Genomic DNA, 23,344 nt, shown 5'->3' with positions numbered 1-23,344 from the left:
ATGTATGAAACTGGAACAATTGATGGAAGGCGTCCCCTTTGCCCTTGTGCAGGGCAGTCTGGAGACCGAAGTGACCGATATCATTTACGACAGCCGCAAGGCAGCCGAGGGCATGGCCTTCGTCTGCATCGTGGGCACCCAGCGCGACAGCCACGACTTCGCGGCCGACTGCGCCGCCAAAGGCGTGAGTGTGCTGGTCATCCAGCATGACATCGACCTGTCTGCCATGCCGGACGTGACCGTTGTGAAGGTGGAGAACAGCCGCTATGCCATGGCGCTGATGAGCTGCAACCTCTTCGGCAACCCGGCCCGGCAGATGACCGTGATCGGCGTCACCGGCACCAAGGGCAAGACCACCACCACCCACATGATCAAGAGCGTGCTGGAAGCCGCCGGCAAAAAGGTGGGCATGATCGGCACCAACGGCATCTATTTCATGGGCCGCCATCAGGAGACTGCAAACACCACCCCCGAAAGCTACGAGCTGCAAAAGACCTTCCGCCAGTTCGTGGATGCAGGCTGTGATGTGGCGCTGATGGAAGTGTCCAGCCAGGGCCTGATGATGGACCGCGTGGCGGGCATCCACTACGACGTCGGCGTTTTCACCAACCTTTCGCCGGACCACATCGGCCCCGGCGAGCACAAGACCTTTGAGGAGTACCGCAGCTGGAAGGGCCAGCTGTTCAAGCGGTGCGACGTCGGCGTCGTGAACATCGACGACGAGAACACCGAGGCCCTGCTGGAAGGCCACACCTGCAAGCTGGTGACCTATGGCCGCAGCGAGAAGGCCGACTACCGTGCCGAGGGCTGCGAGCTGCTGCGCACCCACGATTTTCTGGGGGTGGCCTTCCACGTCTCCGGCAAGGACGACATGGACGTCCGGGTGAATATGCCCGGTGAGTTCAGCGTATACAACGCGCTGGCCGCGCTGGCCGTAGGCAAGGTGCTGGGCCTGCCCGATGCCGCCATCCACGAGGGTCTGGGCAAGTGCGTCGTCAAGGGCCGCGTGGAGCTGGTGCCCATCAGCAAAAAGTTCACCATCCTGCTGGATTACGCCCACAACGAGGTCTCCACCGAGAGCCTGCTCACCACCCTGCGGGCCTACAAGCCGCATCGGCTGGTGGTGGTGTTCGGCTGCGGCGGCAACCGCTCCAAGCTGCGCCGCTACGGCATGGGTGAGACCTGCGCCAAAATGGCCGATTTCTCCATCCTCACCGAGGACAACAACCGTTTTGAGAAGGTCGAGGACATCCTCGCCGATATCCGGGTGGGCATGAACAAGGGCAACCCGGACGCAAAATTCGTGGAGATCCCCGACCGGCTGGATGCACTGCATTACGCCGTGGACCACGCACAGGAGGGCGACCTGATCGCCGTCATCGGCAAGGGCCACGAGACCTACCGCGACCGGATGGGCGTCAAGACCCCGTTCCTGGAGCGGGAACTGCTGGAAGAATACGCCCAGCAGATCGGGCTGGAATAAGCAGACAAAAAAATACGGAGCATCGCCGCAGCGATGCTCCGTATTTTTTATGCTCAGTTCTCGGCCAGGTTGCCGGTGTAGAGCTGGTAATACTTGCCCTTCTTGGCGATCAGCTCGTCATGGCTGCCGCGCTCGATGATGCGGCCCTGCTCCAGGACCACGATGCAGTCTGCATTGCGGACGGTGGACAGGCGGTGAGCGATGACGAAGGAGGTGCGGCCATACATCAGGCCGTCCATGCCGCGCTGGACCAGTGCCTCGGTGCGGGTGTCGATGGAGGAGGTGGCCTCGTCCAGGATCAGCACCGGCGGGTCTGCGACCGCCGCGCGGGCGATGGCCAGCAGCTGGCGCTGGCCCTGCGAGAGGTTGGCACCGTCGTTGGTCAGCATGGTGTTGTAGCCATCGGGCAGGCGTTTGATGAAGCCGTCGGCGTTGGCCAGACGGGCAGCGGCGATGCACTCTTCATCGCTGGCTTCCAGACGGCCGTAGCGGATGTTCTCCATGACCGTGCCGGTGAACAGGTGGGTGTCCTGCAGCACGATGCCGAGAGAGCGGCGGAGGTCGTCCTTTTTGATCTTGGAGATGTTGATGCCGTCGTAGCGGATCTTGCCATCCGAGATGTCGTAGAAGCGGTTGATGAGGTTGGTGATGGTCGTCTTGCCGGCACCGGTGGAGCCGACGAAGGCGATCTTCTGGCCGGGGCGGCCATAGAGGTTGATGTCGTGGAGGACGGTCTTCTCCGGCACATAGCCGAAATCGACATCGGTGAAGGTGATGTCGCCTGCCAGCTTGTGGTAGGTGGTGGTGCCGTCGTGGTGGGGGTGCTTCCAGGCCCAGAGGCCGGTGCGGTCGGTGGTCTCGACCAGCTGGTCGTTCGCATCGTATTTGGCGTTGACGAGGGTGACGTAGCCCTCATCGGTCTCGCTGGTCTCGTCCATCATCTTGAAGATGCGCTCGGCACCGGCCAGAGCCATGATGATGCTGTTGGCCTGCATGGACACCTGGCTGATGGGCATGTTGAAGCTCTTGTTCAGGGAGAGGAAGGCCATGACGGTGCCCAGCGTCATGCCGCCGACATTGCCGACGGCCATGGCAGCGCCCACCAGAGCGCAGACTGCATAGCTGATGTTGCCCAGCTGCGCCGTGACGGGCATGATGTTGTTGGCGTAGCCGTTGGCCTGCTTGGCACTGTCCTTCAGTTTGTCGTTCAGTGCACGGAAGCCGTCCAGCGTTTTCTGCTCGTGGGTGAAGACCTTGACGACCTTCTGGCCCTCCATCATCTCTTCAATGTAGCCATTCACCTTGCCCAGGTCTTTCTGCTGGGCGATGAAGTACTTGCCGCTCATGGAGGTGATCTTCTTGGTGCAGAAGAGCATCAGAGCCACCATGCACAGGGTCACGATCGTGAGCTGCCAGCTCATCAGCACCATGCTGGTGAGGACGGAAACGATGGTGATGGCGCTGGACGTCAGCTGCGGGATGCTCTGGCTGAGCATCTGGCGCAGGGTATCGACGTCGTTGGTGTACACGGACATGATGTCGCCGTGGGGGTGCTGGTCAAAATACCGGATGGGCAGGCTCTCCATGTGGGTGAAGAGCTTGGTGCGCAGGTTGCGCAGGGTGCCCTGGGTCACGTTGACCATGATGCGGGAATTGAGCCACGCGGCCAGAACGCCGACGGCGTAAACGCAGCCGATGCGGCCCAGTGCTGCGGCCAGCGGGCCGAAATCGGGGGTGGCCTGCTGGGTCATGGGCACGATGTAATCATCAATGAGGGTCTTGAGGAAGAGGCTGGCCTGCACATTGGCCAGCGCGCTGACCACAATGCACACCAGAACGAAGATGCAGTGGGGCAGATAGTGCTGGAACACTTCGTCCATGATCCGCTTGAGCAGCAGACCCGGATTTTCGACCTTGGGCCGGGGCTGGCCTGCGCCGCGCGGGCCGGGGCCGCGAACTTCTTTCACCTGTGCCATTACTGCTCACCTCCCTGTTTGTCGAAGTCGCCGCTGCTCTGGGTCTGGCTGTTGTAGACTTCCTGATAGATGGTATTGGTCTTCAGCAGCTCCTCGTGGGTGCCCAGGCCGTTGATCTGGCCGTTGTCCAGCACCAGGATGCGGTCGGCATCCTGCACGGAGGAGATGCGCTGTGCGATGATGATCTTGGTGGTGCCGGGGATCTCTTCCCGGAACGCCTTGCGGATCTTGGCGTCGGTGGCGGTATCCACGGCGCTGGTGGAGTCGTCCAGGATCAGCACCTTGGGCTTGCGCAGCAGGGCGCGTGCGATGGTCAGGCGCTGCTTCTGACCGCCGGAAACGTTCGAGCCGCCCTGCTCGATCCAGGTATTGTATTTGTCGGGGAAGCGCTCGATGAATTCATCGGCGCAGGCCAGCTTGGCCACCCGGATGCACTCTTCCTCGCTGGCGTTCTCATCGCCCCAGCGCAGGTTGTCGAGGATGGTGCCGGAGAACAGGACGTTCTTTTGCAGCACCATCGAGACCTCGCGGCGGAGCACGTCGAGGTTGTAGTCGCGGACATCCACGCCGCCGACCTTGACCGAGCCGGTCTCCGGGTCGTACAGGCGGGGGATGAGCTGAACCAGGCTGGATTTTGCGCTGCCGGTGCCGCCGATGATGCCCAGCGTCTCGCCTGGCCGGATGGTGAAGGTGATGTCGTTCAGGACAGGCTGGCCGGAACCATGCTTGTACTTGAAGGTGACATGGTCGAAGGCGATGCTGCCGTCGGCCACGGTGTCCACCGGAGCCTTGGGGGCGGGCAGGTCGGTGGTCTCGTCCAGCACTTCCACGATGCGGCGGGCAGAGGAAGCGGACATGGAGATCATGACGAAGGCCATGCTCAGCATCATCAGGGCCATCAGGATGTTCATGATATAGCCGAACAGGGCGTTCAGCTGGCCGGTGGTGATGAATCCGTTCAGCACGTAGTGGGCACCAAACCAGCTCAGGGCGATGTTGCAGCCGTAAACGGAGACCAGCATGGCGGGGTTGTTGAAGCTCAGGCGGCTCTCGGCGTTGACGAACTGCTTGTACAGGCTCTCGCAGGCGGTGGTGTACTTCTCGTTCTCGAAGTGCTCGCGGACGAAGCTCTTGACCACGCGGATGGCGGAGATGTTCTCCTGCACCGAGGCGTTCAGGTTGTCGTAGTTCTTGAACACGCGGTCAAAGATCTTGAAGGTGGGGATCATGATGGAGGCCAGCACTGCCACCAGGAAGACGATGGCCACCACGAACACCAGCGACAACGTGCCGCTGATGGCGGATGCCATGAGAAGCGCGAAGACCAGATGCACCGGGGCGCGCACACACATGCGCTCGATCATCTGGAAGGCGTTCTGCACGTTGGTCACGTCGGTGGTCATGCGGGTGACCAGACCGGCCGTGGAGTATTTGTCGATGTTGGAGAAGGAAAAATGCTGGATGTTCTCATACATCGCGTCGCGCAGGTTGCCGGCAAGGCCGGTGGAAGCCTCGGCGGCGAATTTGCCGGCCAGCACACCCAGCAGCAGCGCAATGGCGGCCACCAGGAAGGTGAGCAGACCGTATTTGATGACGGCGTTCATGTCGCCCTTTTCAATGCCCTGGTCGATGATAAAGGCCATGATGGTGGGCAGCAGAACGTCCATGACCGCTTCCAATGCGGAAAAGATCGGTGTCAGGATCGCGGCGCGTTTGTACTCGCCCAGATGTGACACTAATTTTTTGATCATCTGGTAATCCTCCTGTTTTTTACTTTTTTGTTTGACAAAGAACAATTCTATACAAAACAATTTAATTGTCAATGCGTTTTTGCAAAGTTCCTGAAAAAGTCATGAAACTCTCAAAAATCGTACGATTCGCGGGGTCACTGCAGGCCCTTGCGCAGCTTGTTCAGCAGGCGGAGCAGCTCGGCGTTCTCCTCCGGGGTGAGCAGGCTCTCCACAAATTCGTCGGTCTGGTGCAGGGACTGCATGGTCTTTTCGTGGATGCAGGCTCCCTTTTCGGTCAGCACCAGGCGCTTGAGCCGGGCGTCCTGCGGTACGCTCTGACGCTCGATGTAGCCTTTGCGCTCCATGAGCTGCAAAATGTTGGTCACAGTGGAGCGGGTGATGGAGAACTCCCGCTCGATGTCCCGCTGGTAGACGGGTTCGTCCCTGTGCCAGAACAGGTAGCTCAGGATCCACTCGTGCATCGGGGTCACGTCCTCGACCTCATTTTCGCGGTGGAACTGGTTGATCTTGCGGAAGATCAGGTTGTTGACCCGGCGCATCTGCGCCGGGATGACCTGCGGCGGCTCCCAGGGGGGCGTCACCGGCGGGCAGCTGGAGTTGATTTCGTCACACATGATGGTTCGTCCTTTGAATTGTTGGATGGATGATTGTTTTGGATAAAACTGTTTGATACGATACTATTCTAACCCTTGCATCCCGGAATGTCAAGAGCGTTTATAAAAAATAAACCCCTCTCCGTCTCGCCGTGCGCCAGCGCTTCCAAAGGGAGAGCTGCATGGCAAGGCAAGAGCGGAGAGGGGTTCCGTTACGTTTCAGCCTGTGCTTTTTCGATCCATTCGCGGATGACGTCGGGGCGGTCGGTGACAAAGCAGTCCGGGCCGAGAGGCACCAGAGAGCGGACGACATCCTCGGTGTTGACGGTCCAGAACGCGGCCTTGCAGCCGGCGTCGTGGAGCTGGTTGACCACCTCCGGGTTGGCGAAGGCGGTGTGGTACTCGCAGCTGACCAGCTCCACCGGGAAACCCAGCGTCCGGACATAGGCGGCGGGGTCTGCCTGCGCGGACAGGGTGGCGAGGATCTGCCGGACCGACATCTGCGGGTAAAGAGCCGCGATGAGGGTCAGCTTGTCCGAAATAACACTGGAGACCATGCCCACCTGTTTTTTCAGGGCGGGGCAGTTCTCCTCGTCCAGCGGCTCGTCCATGCTGTTGACAAGGCCCAGGTCCTGCCAGATCACCGGCGGCGGGAGCATCATGCTGAGCAGGTCGCCCAGGGTCAGGACGCCGATGCGCAGTTCCGGCATCAGCGCCTTGGCCTGCTGAAGCAGGTCATGGCGGAACGAGACGAGGAGCAGCCGGTCTGCGATGCCGGAAGCGCGGATGCAGTCCACGACATGGGGCACGAAGTCCGGGTCGGGGAGGATGGGGGCCTTCAGTTCCAGCTGGACGGTGCAGCCCTCCATTTCTTTGCAGCAGGCCAGCGCTTCGTCCAGAGTGGCCAGTCTTTCGGTGGTGAGGCTGACGCCGTTCCATTTGGTCAGGTCGATGGAGCGCAGTTCACCGACGGTCAGGTCGTAGATCTTGGCGGAGAGCTCGGTGCCGATGTCGATGAGGTAGTCGTGGTGGATGATGAGGCCATGGTCGCGGGTCTGCTGGACGTCCATCTCAACGCCGTCGGCACCGAGGTCGATGGCGTTGCGGAAGGCGGACAGGGTGTTTTCGGGGGCAAGATAGGTTGACCCGCGGTGTGCAATGATCTCAGGCAAGGTCTTCACCATCGGTCGCAATGACCTTTTTATACCAGTAGAAGCTGTCCTTCCGGCTGCGGGTCAGGGTGCCGTTTCCGGCGTTGTCCTTGTCTACATAAATGAAGCCGTAGCGCTTCTTCATCTCACCGGTGGAGGCGGAGACAAGGTCGATGGGGCCCCAGGTGGTGTAGCCCAGCAGGGGCAGGCCGTCCTCGTTGATGGCCTTTTCCATCTGCTCGATGTGGGCGCGCAGATAGTCGATGCGGTAGCTGTCGTGGATGGAACCGTCCGGCTCCACCGTGTCCACCGCGCCCAGACCGTTCTCCACGATGAACAGCGGCTTCTGGTAGCGGTCGTAGAGGGCGTTCATGGTGATGCGCAGGCCCACCGGGTCGATGGGCCAGCCCCACGCACTGGCCTTGAGGTAGGGGTTTCGGGTCGCCGCGCCGAGGGCGTTGCCGTCAGCCTGCTCCAACAGCTCCGGGTCCACCGTGATGCAGCGGCTGGAATAGTAGCTGAAGGAGATGAAGTCCACGGTGCCCTCGCGCAGGGTCTGGTCATCGTCCGGCTCGGTGCGCAGCTGGATGCCGGCCCGCTCCATCCGCTTTTTGGCCCAGACCGGGTAGGCACCGCGGGACTGGACGTCGATGAAGAAGTAATTGTCGCGGTCGGCTTCGGCAGCGGCCTGCACATCCGCCGGGGCGCAGGTGCGGGGGTAGAACTCGCCTGCGGCCAGCATACAGCCCACCATGCAGCCGGGCATGATCTCGTGCGCCAGCTGGACGGCCTTGGCGCTGGCCACCAGCTCGTGATGAGCGGCCTGATACTTGGCCTGTTCGACGTTCTCGCCGGGCTCAAACAGCAGGCCTGCCCCCATGAAGGGCATGTGCAGCAGCATGTTGATCTCGTTGAAGGTCAGCCAGTATTTTACCTTATCTTTATAGCGGCGGAAGATGATGTCGCAGTAGTGGACGTAGGCATCCACCATCCGGCGGTCTTTCCAGCCGCCATACTTCTGAATGAGCGCGATGGGCGCATCGAAGTGGCAGATGGTGACCAGCGGTTCGATGCCGTACTTGCGGCACTCATCGAACAGCGCATCGTAGAAGGCCAGCCCCTCTTCGTTGGGCTCTGCATCGTCGCCGTGGGGCAGGATGCGGGTCCACGCGATGGACAGGCGGTAGCACCGGAAGCCCATCTCAGCGAAGAGGGCGATGTCCTCCTTGAAGTGGTGGTACATGTCGATGGCTTCGTGCGAGGGATAGTAGTGCTGGTCATCGCATTCCAGCATCTTCAGCTTGCCGAACATCACCGGGAAGCGGTCCTCGCCAAAGGGAACGACATCCACATTGGCCAGCCCGCGCCCGCCTTCGTTGTAGGCACCCTCGCACTGGTTGGCGGCGGTGGCACCGCCCCATAAAAAGTCTTTCGGAAATCTGCCCATGAAAAAATACCTCCTGATTAAAAATTCTGCTGCCTTCATTTTATCATGTTCCGGGAGGGCATTCAAGGACGAAAGTATGACTATTTCCGTCATTTTGACGAAAATCGAGCGTGATTTTTTGCAGTTTTCACGAGAAAATCTGAAAAACCGGGAGATTTTCCTTCCATTCTGTTTCTTCCCAACGGACAGAAAATATGATAGACTGGATACGTAAGAAAAAGCCGTTCGGCCTGTCCGCACAGGGGAATGGCTCCCTTGTGCGCGCTCTGCCGCATGGCCGGAGCGGCCGCACAAAGGAAACAGTAGAACATCGAAATAAGGAAAATGGAGTGTTTTGCGATGAAGGAGTTCCAGCCTATCAAAGAAGGAAAAGTCCGCGAGATCTATGACAACGGCGACAGCCTGATCATGGTCGCAACGGATCGCATTTCCGCATTCGACGTGATCCTGAAAAATAAAGTGACCAACAAGGGCAAGGTGCTGACCCAGATGAGCAAGTTCTGGTTCGACTACACCCGCGATGTGCTGCCCAACCACATGCTGAGCGTGGACACGAAGGATATGCCGGAGTTCTTCCAGCAGCCCCAGTTCGAGGGCAAGTGCATGAAGTGCCGCAAGCTGACCATGCTGCCCATCGAGTGCATCGTGCGCGGCTACATCACCGGCAGCGGCTGGGCCAGCTACCAGAAGACCGGCAAGGTCTGCGGCATCCAGCTGCCGGAGGGCCTGCAGGAGTCTGAGAAGCTGCCGGAGCCCATCTACACCCCCTCCACCAAGGCGGAGATCGGCGACCACGACGAGAACATCTCCTACGAGCAGAGCATCACTGTGCTGGAAAAGCAGTTCCCCGGCCACGGTGAAGAGTACGCTACCAAGCTGCGGGACTATACCATCGCGCTGTACAAGAAGTGCGCAGAATACGCCCTGAGCCGCGGCATCATCATCGCCGACACCAAGTTTGAGTTCGGTCTGGACGAGAACGGCAATGTCGTTCTGGGCGACGAGATGCTGACCCCCGATTCCTCCCGCTTCTGGCCGCTGGAAGGCTATGAGGCAGGCCACGGCCAGCCCTCTTTTGACAAGCAGTTCGTCCGCAACTGGCTCAAGGCCAACCCGGACAGCAACTACGACCTGCCCCAGGACGTCATCGACAAGACCATCGAGAAGTACCTCGAAGCCTATGAGATGCTGACGGGCAAAAAGCTCTGATCGCTGACATTCGATCGAATATGGAAACGGTGCCCTGCTTTTTCGGCAGGGCACTTTTTATTTGCAAACTTTTTGTGAATTTCCGTGGAGCAGGGGCCTGCGCTCTTGACATCACAGGGGGTTTGGAATATAATTTTAGCAGTCGAACAGCTAGAGTGCTAAAAACAAAATAGCATATCAAATGAACGACTGCTAAATCAACATCCGGTACGAATGGAGGTCGATTCTATGAATACCAATCAATATACCCAGAAGACACTGGAAGCGCTGCAGGCTGCTCAGCAGCTGGCCGTGGAGTACCAGCACAATGCACTGGAGCCGGAACACCTGCTGCACGCACTGGCATCGCAGGAGCAGGGGCTTATCCCGCAGCTGCTCCAGAAGCTGAACGTAGACCCCGGCAGCTTTGCCGCCGCAGTGGCCGAAAAGCTCTCGGCGCTGCCCCGTGTGTCCGGCTCCGGCCGTGACCCTGACAAGGTCTATATCTCGCAGGCCACCGATAAGGTCCTGAGCGCCGCTGCCCGCGAGGCCAAGGCGATGAAGGACGAATACGTCAGTGTCGAGCATGTGTTCCTCGGTCTGCTGGACGAGCAGACCCAGAACACCGCAGACCTGTTCCGCGCGTTCAACATCCGGAAGGATGCCTTCTTACAGCAGCTGACGGCTGTGCGCGGCAACCAGCGCGTGACCAATGACAACCCGGAGGACACCTACAATGCCCTGCAAAAATACGGTCAGGATCTGGTAGACCTGGCCCGCAAGCAGAAGCTGGACCCCGTTATCGGGCGGGATCAGGAGATCCGCAACGTCATCCGCATCCTGTCCCGTAAGACGAAGAACAACCCCTGCCTGATCGGTGAGCCGGGCGTCGGCAAGACGGCCATCGCTGAGGGTCTGGCCGAACGGATCGTGCGCGGCGATGTGCCCGAAAACCTGAAAGACCGCACCGTGTTCAGCCTGGACATGGGCGCGCTGGTGGCCGGTGCAAAGTACCGCGGCGAGTTCGAGGAGCGCCTGAAGAGCGTTCTGAACGAGGTGAAGAAGAGCGAGGGCAAGATCATCCTCTTCATTGATGAGCTGCACACCATCGTCGGTGCAGGCAAGACCGACGGTGCCATGGATGCGGGCAACCTGCTCAAACCCATGCTGGCCCGCGGTGAGCTGCACTGCATCGGTGCGACGACGCTGGACGAGTACCGCCAGTATATCGAGAAGGACCCCGCGCTGGAACGCCGGTTCCAGCCGGTGCAAGTGGACGAACCGACCGTTGAGGACACTATCTCCATCCTGCGCGGCCTGAAGGAACGGTACGAAGTCTTCCACGGCGTCAAGATCAGCGACAACGCCCTGATCGCCGCCGCCACCCTGTCCGACCGCTATATCACCGATCGGTTCCTGCCGGATAAGGCCATCGACCTGGTGGATGAAGCCTGCGCCATGATCAAGACCGAGATGGACAGTATGCCCAGCGAGATGGATGATCTGGCCCACCGCATCACCCAGCTGCAGATCGAGCAGGTCAGCCTGAAAAAGGAGACCGATGCGCTCAGCCAGAGCCGTCTGCGCGACCTGGAAAAAGAACTGGCCGAATTGCAGGATAAATTCCGCAGCATGAAGGCAAAGTGGGAGAACGAGAAGAACGCCATCGGCAAGGTGCAGACCCTGCGCGAGCAGATCGAGCAGACCAATGCCGCCATCGAGAAGGCGCAGCGCGAGTATGACCTGAACAAGGCAGCAGAGCTGAAGTATGGCAGACTGCCCGAATTGCAGAAACAGCTGGAAGCCGAAGAGAAGCTGGCCAACGAGAAGAAGGAGGACAGTCTCCTGCGCGACCGCGTGACCGACGAGGAGATCGCCCGCATCGTGGCCCGCTGGACTGGCATCCCGGTCGAGAAGCTGGTGGAAGGCGAGCGCGAGAAGCTGCTGCATCTGGACGATGTGCTCCATAAGCGGGTCATCGGCCAGGATGAGGCTGTCACCAAGGTCAGCGAAGCCATCCTGCGCAGCCGCGCCGGCATCGCCAACCCGAACCGCCCCATCGGCAGCTTCCTCTTCCTCGGCCCCACCGGCGTCGGCAAGACCGAGCTGGCCAAGGCGCTGGCACAGGCATTGTTCGACGATGAGCGGAACATGGTCCGTATCGACATGACGGAGTATATGGAGAAATTCAGCGTCAGCCGCCTGATCGGCGCGCCTCCGGGATACGTCGGTTACGAAGAGGGCGGTCAGCTGACCGAGGCCGTCCGCCGCAAGCCCTACAGCGTCGTGCTGTTCGATGAGGTGGAAAAGGCCCATCCGGACGTCTTCAACATCCTGCTTCAGGTGCTGGACGATGGCCGCATCACCGACAGCCAGGGCCGCACCGTGGACTTCAAGAACACCGTCATCATCCTGACGTCCAACCTGGGCAGCGACATCATCCTGAACGATCTGGAGCGTGCCCGCGCCAGCGGTTCCAACGAGCTGAGCCCGGAGGCCCGCCAGCAGATCGACGCGCTGCTCAAGTCGAAGTTCCGTCCGGAGTTCCTGAACCGTCTGGACGAGATCGTCTACTACAAGAGCCTGACCAAAGATGAGATGCGCAGCATCGTGGACCTGCAGCTCAATGATCTGCGCCGCCGCATGGACGAGGGCAAGCATCTGAAACTGGATGTGACCACCGCCGCCAAGGACTTCATCATCGACTCTGCCTACGACAGCGTCTATGGTGCACGGCCCATCAAGCGGTTCATCCAGAGCCGGGTCGAGACCCTCATCGCCAAGGCCATCATCCGGGGCGACTACGCCGAGGGTGCCACTTTGACGGTGGATTACGACGGCAGCGCCCTGATCCTGCGATAAATCACGTTGATTTTACCAGTTCTGTACCTTCGTGTGAGCAGTAACACTTGCGCGGGGGTGCAGAATATGATATGATAAACGTTGAACAAAGTGCTTTTCATCGTCGAGAGCAACGGTGAAAAGCATTTTTTAATATTCAGAACTTCTCAGGCATTGCGAAGCAATGCCTGAGAGGTTCACGACAACATAGGAGTGTGATTTTCCTTTATTATGGACGATGGCAGTATGACGCTTTGGGTAGCGCTGGTAGTATTGGTGGCGTTCTCCGCCTTTTTCTCCGCATCCGAGACCGCATTTTCTTCCCTGAATCAGATCCGCCTGAAAAGCCGGGCCGACGATGGCGACCGCACGGCCGCCCGTGTGCTGGCAATGGCCGAAAAATACGATAAGCTCCTGTCCACCATTCTGGTGGGCAACAACATCGTAAACATTGCCGCAGCCTCGATCGGCACCATCATTTTCACCCAGATGCTGGGTGCAGAGCGGGGCGCTACGGTCTCCACCATCGTGTTGACCATCGTGGTGCTGATCTTCGGCGAGGTGAGCCCCAAGAGCCTGGCCAAGGAGATGCCGGAAACGGTAGCCACCGCAGTTGCGCCGGTGCTCAGCCTGCTGATGGTGGTGTTTACCCCGCTGACATGGCTGTTCAGCCAGTGGAAACGGCTGCTGAACCATTTTGTTCACAGCAGCGAGAGCGACACCATCACCGAGGGTGAGCTGATGACCATGGTCAGCGAGGCTGAGAACGACGGTGAGCTGACCGACCGCGAGAGTGAGCTGATCCGCAGCGCCATCGAGTTCGATGACGTGGAGGTGGAAGAGATCCTGACCCCCCGTGTGGATGTGGTGGCGGTGGCGGATGATATCCCGCTGGAGGAACTGGCGCAGACCTTTGCGGAGTCCGGTTACTCCCGCCTGCCGGTCTATCATGGCACCATCGACAACATCATCGGTGTCGTCCATGAAAAGGACTTCTACATTGCCCGCCTGAAAAAGGAGACCAAGATCGACGATCTGGTGGCCCCTACTCTGTATACCACCGGTTCCACGCAGATCTCGCAGCTGCTGCGCATCCTGCGGGAGCAGCATCACCACATGGCGGTCGTCGTGGATGAATACGGCGGCACCGAGGGTATCATCACGCTGGAAGATATCCTCGAAGAGCTGGTGGGTGAGATCTGGGATGAGCACGACGAGGAGACGGAGGACTTCCGCAAGCAGTCGGACGGCAGCTGGCTGGTGGCCGGTTCCGCCAGCGTGGATGACCTGTTCGAGACGCTGGAGCTGCCCGAAGATGAGGACATCGACTCCAACACCGTGAACGGCCTCGTGCAGGAAAAGACCTGCCATCTGCCCAAGGTGGGCGACCACTTCACCCTCGGCGAGTACGACGGCGTCGTGACCCGCACGGCCCGCCGCCGCGTCACCGAGGTCCGCCTCACGCCCGCAGAGCCTGTGGACGCCGAGGAAAAGGACGACGAAAAGGAAAAACGATTTCCCCGGCTTTCCGCGCGGGAGAACCGCTGACGCATCCGCAGAAAAGACCCCCGGCCTTGCATGAAATTGCAGGGCCGGGGGTAGTTTTGCGTGTTTAGGTATCGAGATATTTGAGAATGGCTTCCTTCGAGCTAGATAAAATTTGCCGTAAAGCAAGCAGTTGTGCATGAGAACAACCTTTTAACTCTAACGTGATTTCTTCCAATAGTGCATCCTGACCTAATGTATCTTTGTCAAAAATTAGGTCATCGGTTCGTAATCCGAGTGCACAGGCAAGGTCTACGAGTACGGGCAGACTGAGTTTAGTGTTTGCGGTTTCAATGTGACTCATATGAACGGCGGAAATACCGACCATCTCCGCTAATTCTTCTTGGGATAGATTGAGCTGAAGGCGTTGGGCACGAATCCGTTTACCGATAGCGTTGTAATCCATGAAGACTCTCCTGTCTATACAGTTTGTGCTATCTTAAATTGTAAGGACGTGACCTGAATAATTGCATAAACTAAATAGTCATAAATGACCATGAAATTTATGAATTGCATTGTGCAGAAAGCGTTTTGGTGCTATAATGAGTCTGGGGTAAAAAGGTAGTGTAATAACACTATTGATAAAATAAATTTATAGGAGGAAACATTCAATGAGACGAAAAATTTCTCGACGCGATTTCATGAAGGGCACAGCGGTTGTGGTTGCCTCTGGGATTCTTGCTGGCTGCAGCAATGGCGAAATGCCAGCGCCGTCGTCGAGCACTTCAAGCGAGACAACGAGCGGCACATCCAGCTCAGAAGAGACCTCTTCCTCTGGTACAGAAGAACCATCTTCTTCCAGTGAGGCGGAGAAGAAGACTAGCCCATGGACGTATCTGATTTATGAGACAAGCAAAAAGACGGCGATTCTGACAGGGTACAATTCTTCCAATCCGGATGCACCGAATGGTGTTTTCACTTTGCCAGGTGAGGTGGACGGGTATAAAATCGTAAAGATTGGAAATAGCGCGTTCAAAGGCGATTTGAATATCACGGCACTTGAAATTTCTGATTCTGTGCAGGAAATTGGATCGAGCGCTTTTGAGGGCTGTGAAAATATTACAACCCTTAAGCTTTCCAATTCGCTGAAGTCAATTGGAAGCAGTGCATTCCAGGGCTGCAAGAAATTGGCTGGAACTCTGGTAATTCCGGCTTCGGTGAAAACAGCTAGCGATTATGCTTTTTACGCATGCCGGAGTCTGAAGAAAATCGTGATGCTGGAAAATGAGAGCGAAAGTGGTGTCAGTGATATTGGCTATGCGGCATTCTCCAACTGCGAAAAGGTGGAGAATGTCAAACTTGCGTCGGGTTTGACCCATATCGGTGTACATGGATTTAAGAATTGCCCAATCTTAAACAATCTTGTCATTCCGGAAAATCGAGATGGCAAGGAAATTACACTAGAACATTGCTCCTTTGACTACTGCACGGGGCTGGTTCGTGTTTATATTCCCCGTAGCGTAAAGAAGTTTGACTGCCCATTTGCCTATCCGTGCTGTGATAAGGAAGTCTATTATCAGGGGACGGAAGAGGAATGGAATAGCTTGGGCATCAAGAGCAAAATGGACATCATTGGTGACAGTTCTAAGAATGTTGTGGTTCACTACAACGCAAAGCCGAGTGATGTTTCGGTCGAATAATATTTGAACGAGCCTCTTTATAAAACTACCCCCAGTCTTGCATAAACTTGCGAGACCGGGGGTCTTTGTTATCGGTTCCTTTTCTGAGCCAGCTCAATGAAGGCCTTCATCTGCGGGGTCAGCCATTTGTCGCGGTGGTAGAAGAGCTGCCGCCGCATGGTCACGGTGCAGTCCGGCACGAGCAGGCGGGCCAGTGTCCCGGCGGCGAGGGCGTCCCGGACGATGTACTCCGGCAGGAACGAAAGCCCCATGCCGCGCTCGACCATCTGGCAGAGCAGGGCGGCGCTGCCCAGTTCGAGATAGGGTTTGACGGCCAGCTGGTGGGCGGCAAAGGTCTGGTCCAGCGCGTCGCGGTAGCTCATGCCCCGCTCGGTCAGCAAAAATTCCTGGTGGGCCAGCTCTTCCAGAGACACGCGCTTCTGCGCGGCCAGCGGGTGCCCGGCGGGGGCCACGAAGCAGATGGCTTCCGGCACATCCAGCGCCAGCACAAGGTTGGGCTGGACCAGCGGCTCATCCAGTGTATAGGCCAGATCGACTTGATTCGTGCCCAGCCATTGCAGCATCTCGTCCGAAGTGGCTGTGCAGAGCACAAGCTCCACCTGCGGGCAGAGCGCGTGATAGCGCTGCAGCAGACCGGGCAGGAATGCGCTGCACAGCGAGTCCGCCAGTGCGACCCGCAGGGTGCCGCGGACCTGCTGCGCAGGCTGGAGCGCGGCTCTGGCCTGCTGCGCAGTGGTCAGCAGGGTGCGGGCGTAGGACAGAAAGGTCTGGCCCGCATCGGTCAGCCGGACGGTCTTGCCCACCCGGTCGAACAGCGGGGTCTCCAACTCCGCTTCCAGCTGCGCGATCTGCGACGATACCGCCGACTGCGAATAGCCCAGCTCCCGCGCTGCGCGGGAAAAGCTGTGCAGCTCGGCAATGTGCAGGAAGGTGTTGATGGTTCGCAGTTCCATGGCGTCTCCTTTGGCTCAGCGGCGGTCGATGCCGGTGACGGTCAGTGTGCTGCCGTCCACCTGGAAGTGGACTTCCAGCCCAGCAAACTCCATGCCGTACACCCGCTCCGGGTCGTGCTGGTAGGAGGGGCGGGGGTCGTTTTCGAGCACGCCCCGCAGGCCGTCCCGCTGGTCTGCGGGGACCCTGGCCCAGAGCGCCTCCGGGCAGGCGACGTCCAGATGGTGGAACTGCGTCTGCGCTGTAAAGCCTGCAGCTGCGTCCGGGTGGCAGTCGGCATAGGGAATGTAGGGCTTGATGTCGTAGATGGGGGTGCCGTCCATCAGGTCGGCTCCCCGCACGATGAGCACCGGGCCGACCTCCGGCCGGACCTCAATGGCTTCCAGTTTCACGCTGGACAGCCCCAGCGGGTTGGGCCGGAACGGCGACCGTGTGGCGAAGACGCCCATCCGGGTATTGCCGCCCAGCCGCGGCGGCCGGACGGTGGGGGACCAGCTGTCCCGCACGGCACCCGAAAACTGCCACACCAGCCAGATGTGGCTGAAATCTTCCAGCCCGCGCACAGCGTCCGGACTGCGGTATTCGGGCGTGAAGACGATCTCGCCCCGCAGGCTGTCCACCAGCCCGCTCTGCCGCGGGATGCCGAACTTGGTGGGGAAGGCCGTGTGAATGTGTGCGATGACCTTCAGGGTCATGGCCTCGTTGGATGGTTGGTTCATAGGGGGCATCTCCTTATAAAAATGGAAAAGAGTAGTTGACAATGAGTGAATTTCGCTATATAATACAACTAAAGATTGTGAAGCGCGGGCCCTGTGAAAAACAGAAAGGAGAGTACGCATGACAGATGGCGCACAGATCGAATACTACATTTGGGACCGGAAGCTGAAGATGAACCATGTGGCACAGGTGCTTGGCATCAGCACCTCCACATTGAAGAACAAGCTCACCGGAAAAACGGATTTCAAGGTCAGCGAGGCGGACATCCTCTCCTCGCTGCTGGAGCTGACGCCGCCCCAGCGGGACCTCTGCTTTTTCTGCGGCGGCCGGAGGTGAGCGCGGATGACAAAGGAACAGCGGGAAAAGACCAAGCTCGCCCTGCGGCGCTACGGCACCCGCCAGTGGGCGGCCTGCCCGGCCAACGCAGGCTGGCGGCTGGCCATTGAGCGGACGATCGAATATTACCAGCAGGAAGACCCGCTCCGCGCCGACCTGCTGCGGCTGCGCTATCTGGAGCGCCGCACCGAGGACGACACCATCGAGCGGCTGCACATCGGCCGCAGCACCTACCAGAAGGCGCAGAACGACCTTCTGAGCACAGTGGCGGTCTATGCCGCCCGGTTCGGTGCCCTGTGAGGCAGACAGCTGGTCATGAAACGATGAAAAAAGGCTCCCCATGCGAAACGCCGGGAGCCCTGCATTCACTGATTCTTCTTTTCCGGATGGTTACAGCGCTCATGGCAGGCAGAGCAATTTCCGCCGCAGCCTTTGCCTTCCCAGCCGTCATGCTTGGAGATCCAGATGACCGCGAGGGTAAACAACGCCGCCAGCACCAGGACGGTAACGATTCCGCGAATGGACAACAGCATCAATAAGACCTCTCTTTTGCGCCAACAGGCACAATTTTAGTATACACCATTTTCCGCAAAAGAGCAACCGGGCAGCAGCGCAAAAAAGTTTGCCGAAATCGAAAATTGGGGCTTGCAAATCCTCCAAGGCTGTGCTATAATCTCCTTGTTCCGATTCGGAGGATTAGCTCAGCTGGTTAGAGCACCTGCATCACACGCAGGGGGTCTGGGGTTCGAGTCCCTAATTCTCCACCATACAGTTCGTACTCGAACCCGATTCTCTATGAGAAAGGGTTCGGGTACGTTTTTTGTTTACAGGAGGTTTTGAGAAAGGGCTACTCGGCCCATAAGCCGGAATGTGAAAGGATGAGAAGATGACCTTTTTAGAAACAAATCGGCTCAGACTAAGAAATGTAAGTCCTAAAGATGCGATTCAGATGGTTGATTATCGAAATAACGAGCGATGCTCGAAATATCAACGAGGCCAGACGAAAGATTATAAGGATATTGTTACTTTGATCGAGCGTAATAAAGACAATGCCCTGAATATCGCATCGCCGACTATGATTAGTGTTGCATTAAGAGAAACGGATGTCATGATTGGCGAAATCGTCGTTATGCCTAACGAGGGCACAATTTCTTTAGGGTACACATTTTCTTATAAAGTTCACCGAAACGGTTACGCCTATGAAGCCTTGTCCTCTTTAATTGAGTATTTACACAAGCACTATCCTCAGTGGGATTTTATCTGTTTTACTGAAAGAGAGAACATTCCAAGTATGAGCCTTTTGAAGAAGCTGGGATATACGAATTTGGGTTATCTGCCGTCAAAGAATTCTCAAGTATTTGGAAAGTGGCTTCGCCAGGACACATTAGAAGAAATCACAAGTGCGGTTCGATAACTCCTGGTTTGTCGCAACCTCAACAGCAGGGTTTGGGGCACCGCACGCCCCAACAAGAAGCTGTCCCAAAGGGGCAAGAATTTTCGAGAATTGAAAATTTGTGGCCACGGGACGATTCTTGCTCTCACCGTCAGAATCATCCGCCTTGCACTCGTAGTCATTTTGTGATACAATTATCCCGATAGGAGGTGTCTCGTATGATGCAGACATTCGTTCGCCCTTCCCGGGATCTGCGCAACCATTACGCCGAAATTTCGGAGATGCTCAAAGACCACGACCATGTGATCATCACGAATCATGGCCGTGGAGAATCAGTTCTCATCAGCATTGAGGACTACGCCAAGTACGAGGAGTTTTTGCACCAGCGGTATGTTGCCGAGGCACTTGCCAAGGCAAAGCAGCAGGCGGCAGACCCCGACACGCAGTGGGCAGACCACGAGAGCGTATGGGAGACGCTAGGCAAGCAGTATGACGTATAAAATTAAATATCTGCCCCTTGCTGTGCAAGATTTGAACGAGATCGCCCGGTATCTGTCTGGCTTTTACCCTAAAACGGCCCGCCGCGTACTGAAAGAGCTGCGGGAGAAGATCACAAAATTAGGCGATACTCCAAAAATGTGCGAGGTCTACCGCCTTGACCCTGCTTATCGCAGGATGGTCGTTGACCAGTATCTGGTATTCTACTGCGTCAACGATGAAAACAAGATTGTGGAGATTCACCGTGTGCTGCGAGGTGCTTGGAATCTGCCGCAGTATCTGGAATAAATTCAGGTTCGAGTGCTGTGGACAATGCTCCACCAAACGAAAGCCTCTAACGAAAGTTAGGGGCTTTTTTGTTGCGTCTGCCGCTGTCTCATGTCAGAGCAGGACGGTACAGGACTCGAACAGGGCGGCTCTGACGACGCCAGTCGGCAAAGTAAACGAGCAAAGGCAGGGTATCATCGTGGTGGTGCCCTGCCTTTTGTTTTACAAAATCAAGTTCGCTTTGTGCGAACTTGGTCGCCCCCTATATGGCGGCATGGGGCAATCGCTGCGTACGCAGGAAAAAGGGCAAGCTCTGACATATAGGGGTGTTCTTTCCTTGGCGGGTGTGATATACTCGGCTTAGTTCAACAAATCGGAATTTAGCGAGGTAAAGATATATGCTTCATTTAGAAAAAGTAAATGGTAATAATGTCTGGGATATCCTGAAACTGACGGTATCGGAATCGCAGAAGAACTTCGTTGCCACCAATGAGATCAGCATCATTGAAGCGTATACTGCAATTACGGGAAACGGTCATGCATTCCCGTTTGGTATATATGATGAGGATAAGCCTGTAGGCTTCCTGATGATTGGTTTTGATGTTGATGATTATTGGACGGATGCACCTGAAATTGCAAAGGGAAACTATAATCTGTGGCGTCTTATGATCGATAAGGCATATCAAAACAGAGGGTACGGGAAAGAAGCGGTCAGCCTTGCATTAGAGTTTATAAAATCTATGCCTTGTGGAGAAGCGGAATACTGTTGGCTATCATATGAACCCGATAATGCAGTTGCCCGTCAGATGTATCGCTCTTTCGGTTTCGAAGAAACCGGTGAAATGGACGGCGAAGAACTGATCGCTGTTCTGAGACTGTAATTAACAACTTCCAGTTTGCCATACTCGTTCCTAGCAGGGTTTGGGGCACCGCACGCCCCAACAAGAAGCTGTCCCAAAGGGGGCAGAAAATTTTCAAGAATTGAAAATTTGTGGCCACGGGACAGTTCTTGTCCTCTACGTTTTCCTGAAAGGATTGAAAGAGCTAAGATGATTCAAAAACACGAACTGCCTATTTTAGAGTACGATTCCAACTCGGAAGAAGTCATAAGGCCAAATCATGGTGCAGAACAGCTGAAACTTCCCGAAAAATGCGTCTATGCCTTTCTTGGAGAAGTGGTTGATGATTATGCTTTCGAGGCAGAAGCCACCGTTGCTGAAACTTTTGAAACCATAACCCGGAACTATCCTGTTTACATCGTAAAGCAGGATGGCATGGAATTTTGCCTTTGCGCTGCCCCGCTGGGCGCACCTGCGGCAGCACAACTGATGGACTTCCTCATCTCCTGCGGTTGTAAGAAAATCATTTCGACTGGTTCTTGCGGTGTTCTGACCGATTTGGCCGAAAACGAATTTCTCATTCCGGTAAAGGCGTTACGAGACGAGGGAACCTCTTATCATTATCTTCCGGCATCCCGCTATATAGAGCTTAACAAAAATATCCGGGATGCCATCGAGCATACTCTTCATGTGCAGAACATTCCGTTCCAGGAGTGTGTTACATGGACAACGGATGGTTTTTTTCGAGAAACACGAGATATGGTAGAATATCGCAAATCCGAGGGCTGTTCCACAGTTGAAATGGAGTGTGCTGCATTGGCTGCCTGTGCCCAGAAACGTGGTGCTTCTTTCGGACAGATTCTCTACACTGCCGACTCTCTTGCGAATATTTATGCTCACGATGAGAGAGATTGGGGAAAGGGTTCTTTGCGGAAAGCGCTGGAACTCTGTATTGCTGTGCTGCAAACGATTTGAAGGTTCGGCTGCCGTGGACGGTACAGGACCCGAAAGCACAGCCTGCCGGAGTATCTTCCCCCGCCAGTGCAAGTCCGAACGGTCGTACAACAACAAAGGCAGGGGATCACCATGATGGTGGTATCCTGCCTTTTACGATTGTATCGGATTGCTCGCGCGCCCTGTTCTCGTCCTGTGCCTCTCCCCCCACAAAACAAAAAATCCCCAGACAAATGTCTGAGGATTTTTATGTGGTGGAGCATTCTCCACAGCACTCGAACCCAACACCTCTTCACGGGAGATGGTTTTGGAATCGTCCGTGAAGTTGAAATTGAGCACGACCCGGTCGTCAAAGACGTAGACCGAGTTGACAAAGGTATCAATGATCTGCCGCTGGTGCTCCATGTCTCTCATGTCACCCTTGCGGAATTTTTCAAACCAGAACCGCATCCACTCGCGGGTCAGGACGGGCTTTTTCAGCTCTTCTTCCAGAATGCTGGTGTTCAGAGCTTCTTTCCGGGCTTCCAGTTCGTCCAGCCGCTGCTTGGTGGTCGGGGTCAGGATGCCCTGTTCAATGGCTTCCAGAAGGTTTGCCAGCCGCTTCTCTGTATCCCGGAGCTGGTCTTTCAAAACAGGCAGTCGGGTGTTCTCCTGCTGCTGGGCTTCCATAATCAAATCTATCAGCTGTTCGATGATTTCATCGCTGAAAATCACCTTAATGGCAGTCTCCACCACGAACCGTTCCAACGGCTCTTTGCGGATAGCTTTCAGGTCGCAGTGCGCCTTGCCGTGGCGTTTGGCGTTGCCGCACTTGTAGTAATAGTAGGTGTTTCCCATGTGGCTGGTGCCGCTCTCGCCGCCCATCAGGGTGCCGCACTTGCCGCAGAACAGCTTGGTGGTCAGCAGATAGCTCACATCCTCTTTTGCGGGTCGACCATGGGCAATCCTATTTTGCTCGAAACGCTGCTGCACCCGGTCGAACAAGTCCTCGTCCACGATGGCTGGAATGCCGCCCGGTGTCACGATGTCCTTATATCGGTATTCACCTATGTAACGGCGGTTCCGGAAAATCTGGAAGAAGCTGTTCTTGACAAAAGGCTTGCCGGTACGGGTGCGCAGCCCTCGCTCGTTCAGGGATGCTGCGATTTTCTCGGCAGGCTCGCCGTTGGCGTACCGGGTAAAAATCTCCTGCACAATGGGAGCCGTCTCCGGGTCGATATGGTACAGTCTGTCCTCCTTGCCAATGGTGAAGCCCAGCGGAACGATACCGCCGTTGTACTTGCACTGGAGGGCATTTTCGCGCTCACCGCGCGCTACTTTCAGGGCAAGTTCGGCGGAATAGTATTCCGCCATGCCGATAAGCATACTCTCCACCATAATGCCTTCAGGCCCCTGCGAAATGGGTTCCATGGCAGACACCAGATGGACGCCGTTCTTTTCCAGCTGGTACTTGTAGTTCACGGCATCGAACCGATTCCGGGCAAAGCGGTCGAGCTTCCAGACCAGAACTACATCGAAGATTTTCTTTGCGCTGTCCTTAATCATCCTCTGGAAGTCCGGGCGGTCATCCGTCTTGGCGGAGTAGGCACGGTCGATGTAGGTGCCGACCACGGTGATACCGTTCTTCTCGGCGTAGTCCTTGCAGTCGCGCAGCTGCCCTTCAATGGACGCTTCGCGCTGGCTGTCGGAAGAATAGCGGGCGTAGATTACGGCGGTCATGGTTGCACCTCCTTGGCAGTATGTTCGGGTTGCCTTTATAGTATCGAGTTAAGCG

22 protein-coding genes and 1 tRNA gene are annotated in these 23,344 nt (G+C 56.8%); 13 read left to right on the top strand and 10 right to left on the bottom strand.

The features are described from left to right. Positions 1-4 precede the first annotated feature (4 nt). Positions 5-1,483, top strand: a complete 1,479-nt coding sequence (locus J3350_RS06920; protein ID WP_207686140.1) for a UDP-N-acetylmuramoyl-L-alanyl-D-glutamate--2,6-diaminopimelate ligase — start codon at positions 5-7, stop codon at positions 1,481-1,483. Positions 1,484-1,536: 53 nt separating this feature from the next. Here J3350_RS06920 and J3350_RS06915 read toward each other — a convergent pair whose 3' ends face one another. From J3350_RS06915 to J3350_RS06895, 5 genes are all read right to left on the bottom strand, one after another. Then, positions 1,537-3,459, bottom strand: coding sequence for an ABC transporter ATP-binding protein (locus J3350_RS06915; protein WP_207686139.1), 1,923 nt, complete (start codon positions 3,457-3,459; stop codon positions 1,537-1,539). Further along, positions 3,459-5,210, bottom strand: a complete 1,752-nt coding sequence (locus J3350_RS06910) for an ABC transporter ATP-binding protein (protein WP_207686138.1) — start codon at positions 5,208-5,210, stop codon at positions 3,459-3,461. Before J3350_RS06910 ends, J3350_RS06915 begins: the two co-directional genes overlap by 1 nt. Positions 5,211-5,344: 134 nt before the next feature. Then, positions 5,345-5,824, bottom strand: coding sequence for a MarR family winged helix-turn-helix transcriptional regulator (locus J3350_RS06905; RefSeq protein ID WP_207686137.1), 480 nt, complete (start codon positions 5,822-5,824; stop codon positions 5,345-5,347). A 191-nt stretch (positions 5,825-6,015) separates the two neighbouring features. After that, the gene (locus J3350_RS06900) at positions 6,016-6,987 is read right to left on the bottom strand and encodes a glycerophosphodiester phosphodiesterase (RefSeq protein WP_207686136.1); all 972 of its coding nucleotides are present in this window, start codon (positions 6,985-6,987) and stop codon (positions 6,016-6,018) included. Continuing rightward, entirely contained in the window at positions 6,968-8,401 is a 1,434-nt protein-coding gene (locus tag J3350_RS06895) for a 6-phospho-beta-glucosidase (protein WP_207686135.1), read from the bottom strand. The genes J3350_RS06900 and J3350_RS06895 overlap by 20 nt, the downstream gene beginning before the upstream one ends. 339 nt (positions 8,402-8,740) lie before the next feature. Here J3350_RS06895 and J3350_RS06890 point away from each other — a divergent pair, with 339 nt between their 5' ends. From J3350_RS06890 to J3350_RS06880, 3 genes are all read left to right on the top strand, one after another. Further along, positions 8,741-9,610: a phosphoribosylaminoimidazolesuccinocarboxamide synthase gene (locus J3350_RS06890; protein ID WP_097793079.1), complete on the top strand. Its 870-nt coding sequence runs from the start codon at positions 8,741-8,743 to the stop codon at positions 9,608-9,610. 228 nt (positions 9,611-9,838) lie between these two features. Then, positions 9,839-12,451 carry an ATP-dependent chaperone ClpB gene (gene clpB / locus J3350_RS06885; RefSeq protein ID WP_207686134.1) on the top strand — a complete coding sequence of 871 codons (2,613 nt, stop codon included), beginning with the start codon at positions 9,839-9,841 and terminating at the stop codon, positions 12,449-12,451. A gap of 210 nt (positions 12,452-12,661) precedes the next feature. Further along, positions 12,662-13,978, top strand: coding sequence for an HlyC/CorC family transporter (locus tag J3350_RS06880; RefSeq protein ID WP_097793077.1), 1,317 nt, complete (start codon positions 12,662-12,664; stop codon positions 13,976-13,978). A gap of 64 nt (positions 13,979-14,042) precedes the next feature. Here J3350_RS06880 and J3350_RS06875 read toward each other — a convergent pair whose 3' ends face one another. Beyond that, entirely contained in the window at positions 14,043-14,381 is a 339-nt protein-coding gene (locus J3350_RS06875) for a helix-turn-helix domain-containing protein (protein WP_097793076.1), read from the bottom strand. 205 nt (positions 14,382-14,586) lie between these two features. Here J3350_RS06875 and J3350_RS06870 point away from each other — a divergent pair, with 205 nt between their 5' ends. Next, positions 14,587-15,615, top strand: coding sequence for a leucine-rich repeat protein (locus J3350_RS06870; protein ID WP_097793075.1), 1,029 nt, complete (start codon positions 14,587-14,589; stop codon positions 15,613-15,615). A gap of 68 nt (positions 15,616-15,683) precedes the next feature. Here the strand turns inward: J3350_RS06870 and J3350_RS06865 are convergent, their stop codons facing one another. After that, positions 15,684-16,568 carry a LysR family transcriptional regulator gene (locus J3350_RS06865; protein WP_207686133.1) on the bottom strand — a complete coding sequence of 295 codons (885 nt, stop codon included), beginning with the start codon at positions 16,566-16,568 and terminating at the stop codon, positions 15,684-15,686. Between the two features lie 15 nt (positions 16,569-16,583). Then, a complete protein-coding gene (gene tsaA, locus J3350_RS06860; RefSeq protein ID WP_207686132.1) occupies positions 16,584-17,285 on the bottom strand; it encodes a tRNA (N6-threonylcarbamoyladenosine(37)-N6)-methyltransferase TrmO in 702 nt (233 codons plus the stop codon). A 118-nt stretch (positions 17,286-17,403) separates the two neighbouring features. Between tsaA and J3350_RS06855 the strand changes: the two genes are divergently transcribed. Beyond that, positions 17,404-17,619, top strand: coding sequence for a helix-turn-helix transcriptional regulator (locus J3350_RS06855; RefSeq protein WP_207686131.1), 216 nt, complete (start codon positions 17,404-17,406; stop codon positions 17,617-17,619). Between the two features lie 6 nt (positions 17,620-17,625). Continuing rightward, positions 17,626-17,919 carry a SqdX protein gene (locus J3350_RS06850; RefSeq protein ID WP_097793071.1) on the top strand — a complete coding sequence of 98 codons (294 nt, stop codon included), beginning with the start codon at positions 17,626-17,628 and terminating at the stop codon, positions 17,917-17,919. Positions 17,920-17,984: 65 nt separating this feature from the next. On the opposite strand, the gene J3350_RS06845 is transcribed toward J3350_RS06850, so the two are convergent. After that, positions 17,985-18,152 (bottom strand): FeoB-associated Cys-rich membrane protein, encoded by a 168-nt coding sequence (locus J3350_RS06845; RefSeq protein ID WP_097793070.1) that lies wholly within the window; start codon positions 18,150-18,152, stop codon positions 17,985-17,987. A 157-nt stretch (positions 18,153-18,309) separates the two neighbouring features. Between J3350_RS06845 and J3350_RS06840 the strand changes: the two genes are divergently transcribed. The 6 genes from J3350_RS06840 to J3350_RS06815 all read left to right on the top strand — a co-directional run bounded on the left by J3350_RS06840 (position 18,310) and on the right by J3350_RS06815 (position 21,591). Continuing rightward, positions 18,310-18,386, top strand: a tRNA-Val gene (locus J3350_RS06840). A 119-nt stretch (positions 18,387-18,505) separates the two neighbouring features. Continuing rightward, positions 18,506-19,033, top strand: coding sequence for a GNAT family N-acetyltransferase (locus J3350_RS06835; RefSeq protein WP_207686130.1), 528 nt, complete (start codon positions 18,506-18,508; stop codon positions 19,031-19,033). A 197-nt stretch (positions 19,034-19,230) separates the two neighbouring features. Next, a complete protein-coding gene (locus J3350_RS06830) occupies positions 19,231-19,512 on the top strand; it encodes a type II toxin-antitoxin system prevent-host-death family antitoxin (protein WP_207686129.1) in 282 nt (93 codons plus the stop codon). Then, positions 19,502-19,798 (top strand): type II toxin-antitoxin system RelE/ParE family toxin, encoded by a 297-nt coding sequence (locus J3350_RS06825; protein WP_207686128.1) that lies wholly within the window; start codon positions 19,502-19,504, stop codon positions 19,796-19,798. Before J3350_RS06830 ends, J3350_RS06825 begins: the two co-directional genes overlap by 11 nt. Positions 19,799-20,175: 377 nt before the next feature. Next, the gene (locus J3350_RS06820) at positions 20,176-20,658 is read left to right on the top strand and encodes a GNAT family N-acetyltransferase (protein ID WP_005935263.1); all 483 of its coding nucleotides are present in this window, start codon (positions 20,176-20,178) and stop codon (positions 20,656-20,658) included. 168 nt (positions 20,659-20,826) lie between these two features. Continuing rightward, positions 20,827-21,591, top strand: coding sequence for a nucleoside phosphorylase (locus tag J3350_RS06815; protein WP_207686127.1), 765 nt, complete (start codon positions 20,827-20,829; stop codon positions 21,589-21,591). Between the two features lie 132 nt (positions 21,592-21,723). On the opposite strand, the gene J3350_RS06810 is transcribed toward J3350_RS06815, so the two are convergent. Then, a complete protein-coding gene (locus J3350_RS06810; RefSeq protein WP_207686126.1) occupies positions 21,724-23,289 on the bottom strand; it encodes a recombinase family protein in 1,566 nt (521 codons plus the stop codon). Between the last annotated feature and the right edge of the window lie 55 nt (positions 23,290-23,344).

Origin of the sequence: Faecalibacterium sp. Marseille-Q3530 (assembly GCF_017377625.1) — a bacterium.
Lineage (GTDB): Bacteria > Bacillota > Clostridia > Oscillospirales > Ruminococcaceae > Faecalibacterium > Faecalibacterium prausnitzii_E.
Note: the sequence above shows the minus strand (reverse complement) of the source record. Positions and strands in the feature narration are given on the sequence as shown.

Coding starts and splice junctions, on each gene's coding strand:
- J3350_RS06920 (WP_207686140.1), top strand. CDS start 5: ATGAAACTGGAACAATTGATGGAAGGCGTCCCCTTTGCCCTTGTGCAG.
- J3350_RS06915 (WP_207686139.1), bottom strand. CDS start 3,459: ATGGCACAGGTGAAAGAAGTTCGCGGCCCCGGCCCGCGCGGCGCAGGC.
- J3350_RS06910 (WP_207686138.1), bottom strand. CDS start 5,210: ATGATCAAAAAATTAGTGTCACATCTGGGCGAGTACAAACGCGCCGCG.
- J3350_RS06905 (WP_207686137.1), bottom strand. CDS start 5,824: ATGTGTGACGAAATCAACTCCAGCTGCCCGCCGGTGACGCCCCCCTGG.
- J3350_RS06900 (WP_207686136.1), bottom strand. CDS start 6,987: ATGGTGAAGACCTTGCCTGAGATCATTGCACACCGCGGGTCAACCTAT.
- J3350_RS06895 (WP_207686135.1), bottom strand. CDS start 8,401: ATGGGCAGATTTCCGAAAGACTTTTTATGGGGCGGTGCCACCGCCGCC.
- J3350_RS06890 (WP_097793079.1), top strand. CDS start 8,741: ATGAAGGAGTTCCAGCCTATCAAAGAAGGAAAAGTCCGCGAGATCTAT.
- clpB (WP_207686134.1), top strand. CDS start 9,839: ATGAATACCAATCAATATACCCAGAAGACACTGGAAGCGCTGCAGGCT.
- J3350_RS06880 (WP_097793077.1), top strand. CDS start 12,662: ATGGACGATGGCAGTATGACGCTTTGGGTAGCGCTGGTAGTATTGGTG.
- J3350_RS06875 (WP_097793076.1), bottom strand. CDS start 14,381: ATGGATTACAACGCTATCGGTAAACGGATTCGTGCCCAACGCCTTCAG.
- J3350_RS06870 (WP_097793075.1), top strand. CDS start 14,587: ATGAGACGAAAAATTTCTCGACGCGATTTCATGAAGGGCACAGCGGTT.
- J3350_RS06865 (WP_207686133.1), bottom strand. CDS start 16,568: ATGGAACTGCGAACCATCAACACCTTCCTGCACATTGCCGAGCTGCAC.
- tsaA (WP_207686132.1), bottom strand. CDS start 17,285: ATGAACCAACCATCCAACGAGGCCATGACCCTGAAGGTCATCGCACAC.
- J3350_RS06855 (WP_207686131.1), top strand. CDS start 17,404: ATGACAGATGGCGCACAGATCGAATACTACATTTGGGACCGGAAGCTG.
- J3350_RS06850 (WP_097793071.1), top strand. CDS start 17,626: ATGACAAAGGAACAGCGGGAAAAGACCAAGCTCGCCCTGCGGCGCTAC.
- J3350_RS06845 (WP_097793070.1), bottom strand. CDS start 18,152: ATGCTGTTGTCCATTCGCGGAATCGTTACCGTCCTGGTGCTGGCGGCG.
- J3350_RS06835 (WP_207686130.1), top strand. CDS start 18,506: ATGACCTTTTTAGAAACAAATCGGCTCAGACTAAGAAATGTAAGTCCT.
- J3350_RS06830 (WP_207686129.1), top strand. CDS start 19,231: ATGATGCAGACATTCGTTCGCCCTTCCCGGGATCTGCGCAACCATTAC.
- J3350_RS06825 (WP_207686128.1), top strand. CDS start 19,502: ATGACGTATAAAATTAAATATCTGCCCCTTGCTGTGCAAGATTTGAAC.
- J3350_RS06820 (WP_005935263.1), top strand. CDS start 20,176: ATGCTTCATTTAGAAAAAGTAAATGGTAATAATGTCTGGGATATCCTG.
- J3350_RS06815 (WP_207686127.1), top strand. CDS start 20,827: ATGATTCAAAAACACGAACTGCCTATTTTAGAGTACGATTCCAACTCG.
- J3350_RS06810 (WP_207686126.1), bottom strand. CDS start 23,289: ATGACCGCCGTAATCTACGCCCGCTATTCTTCCGACAGCCAGCGCGAA.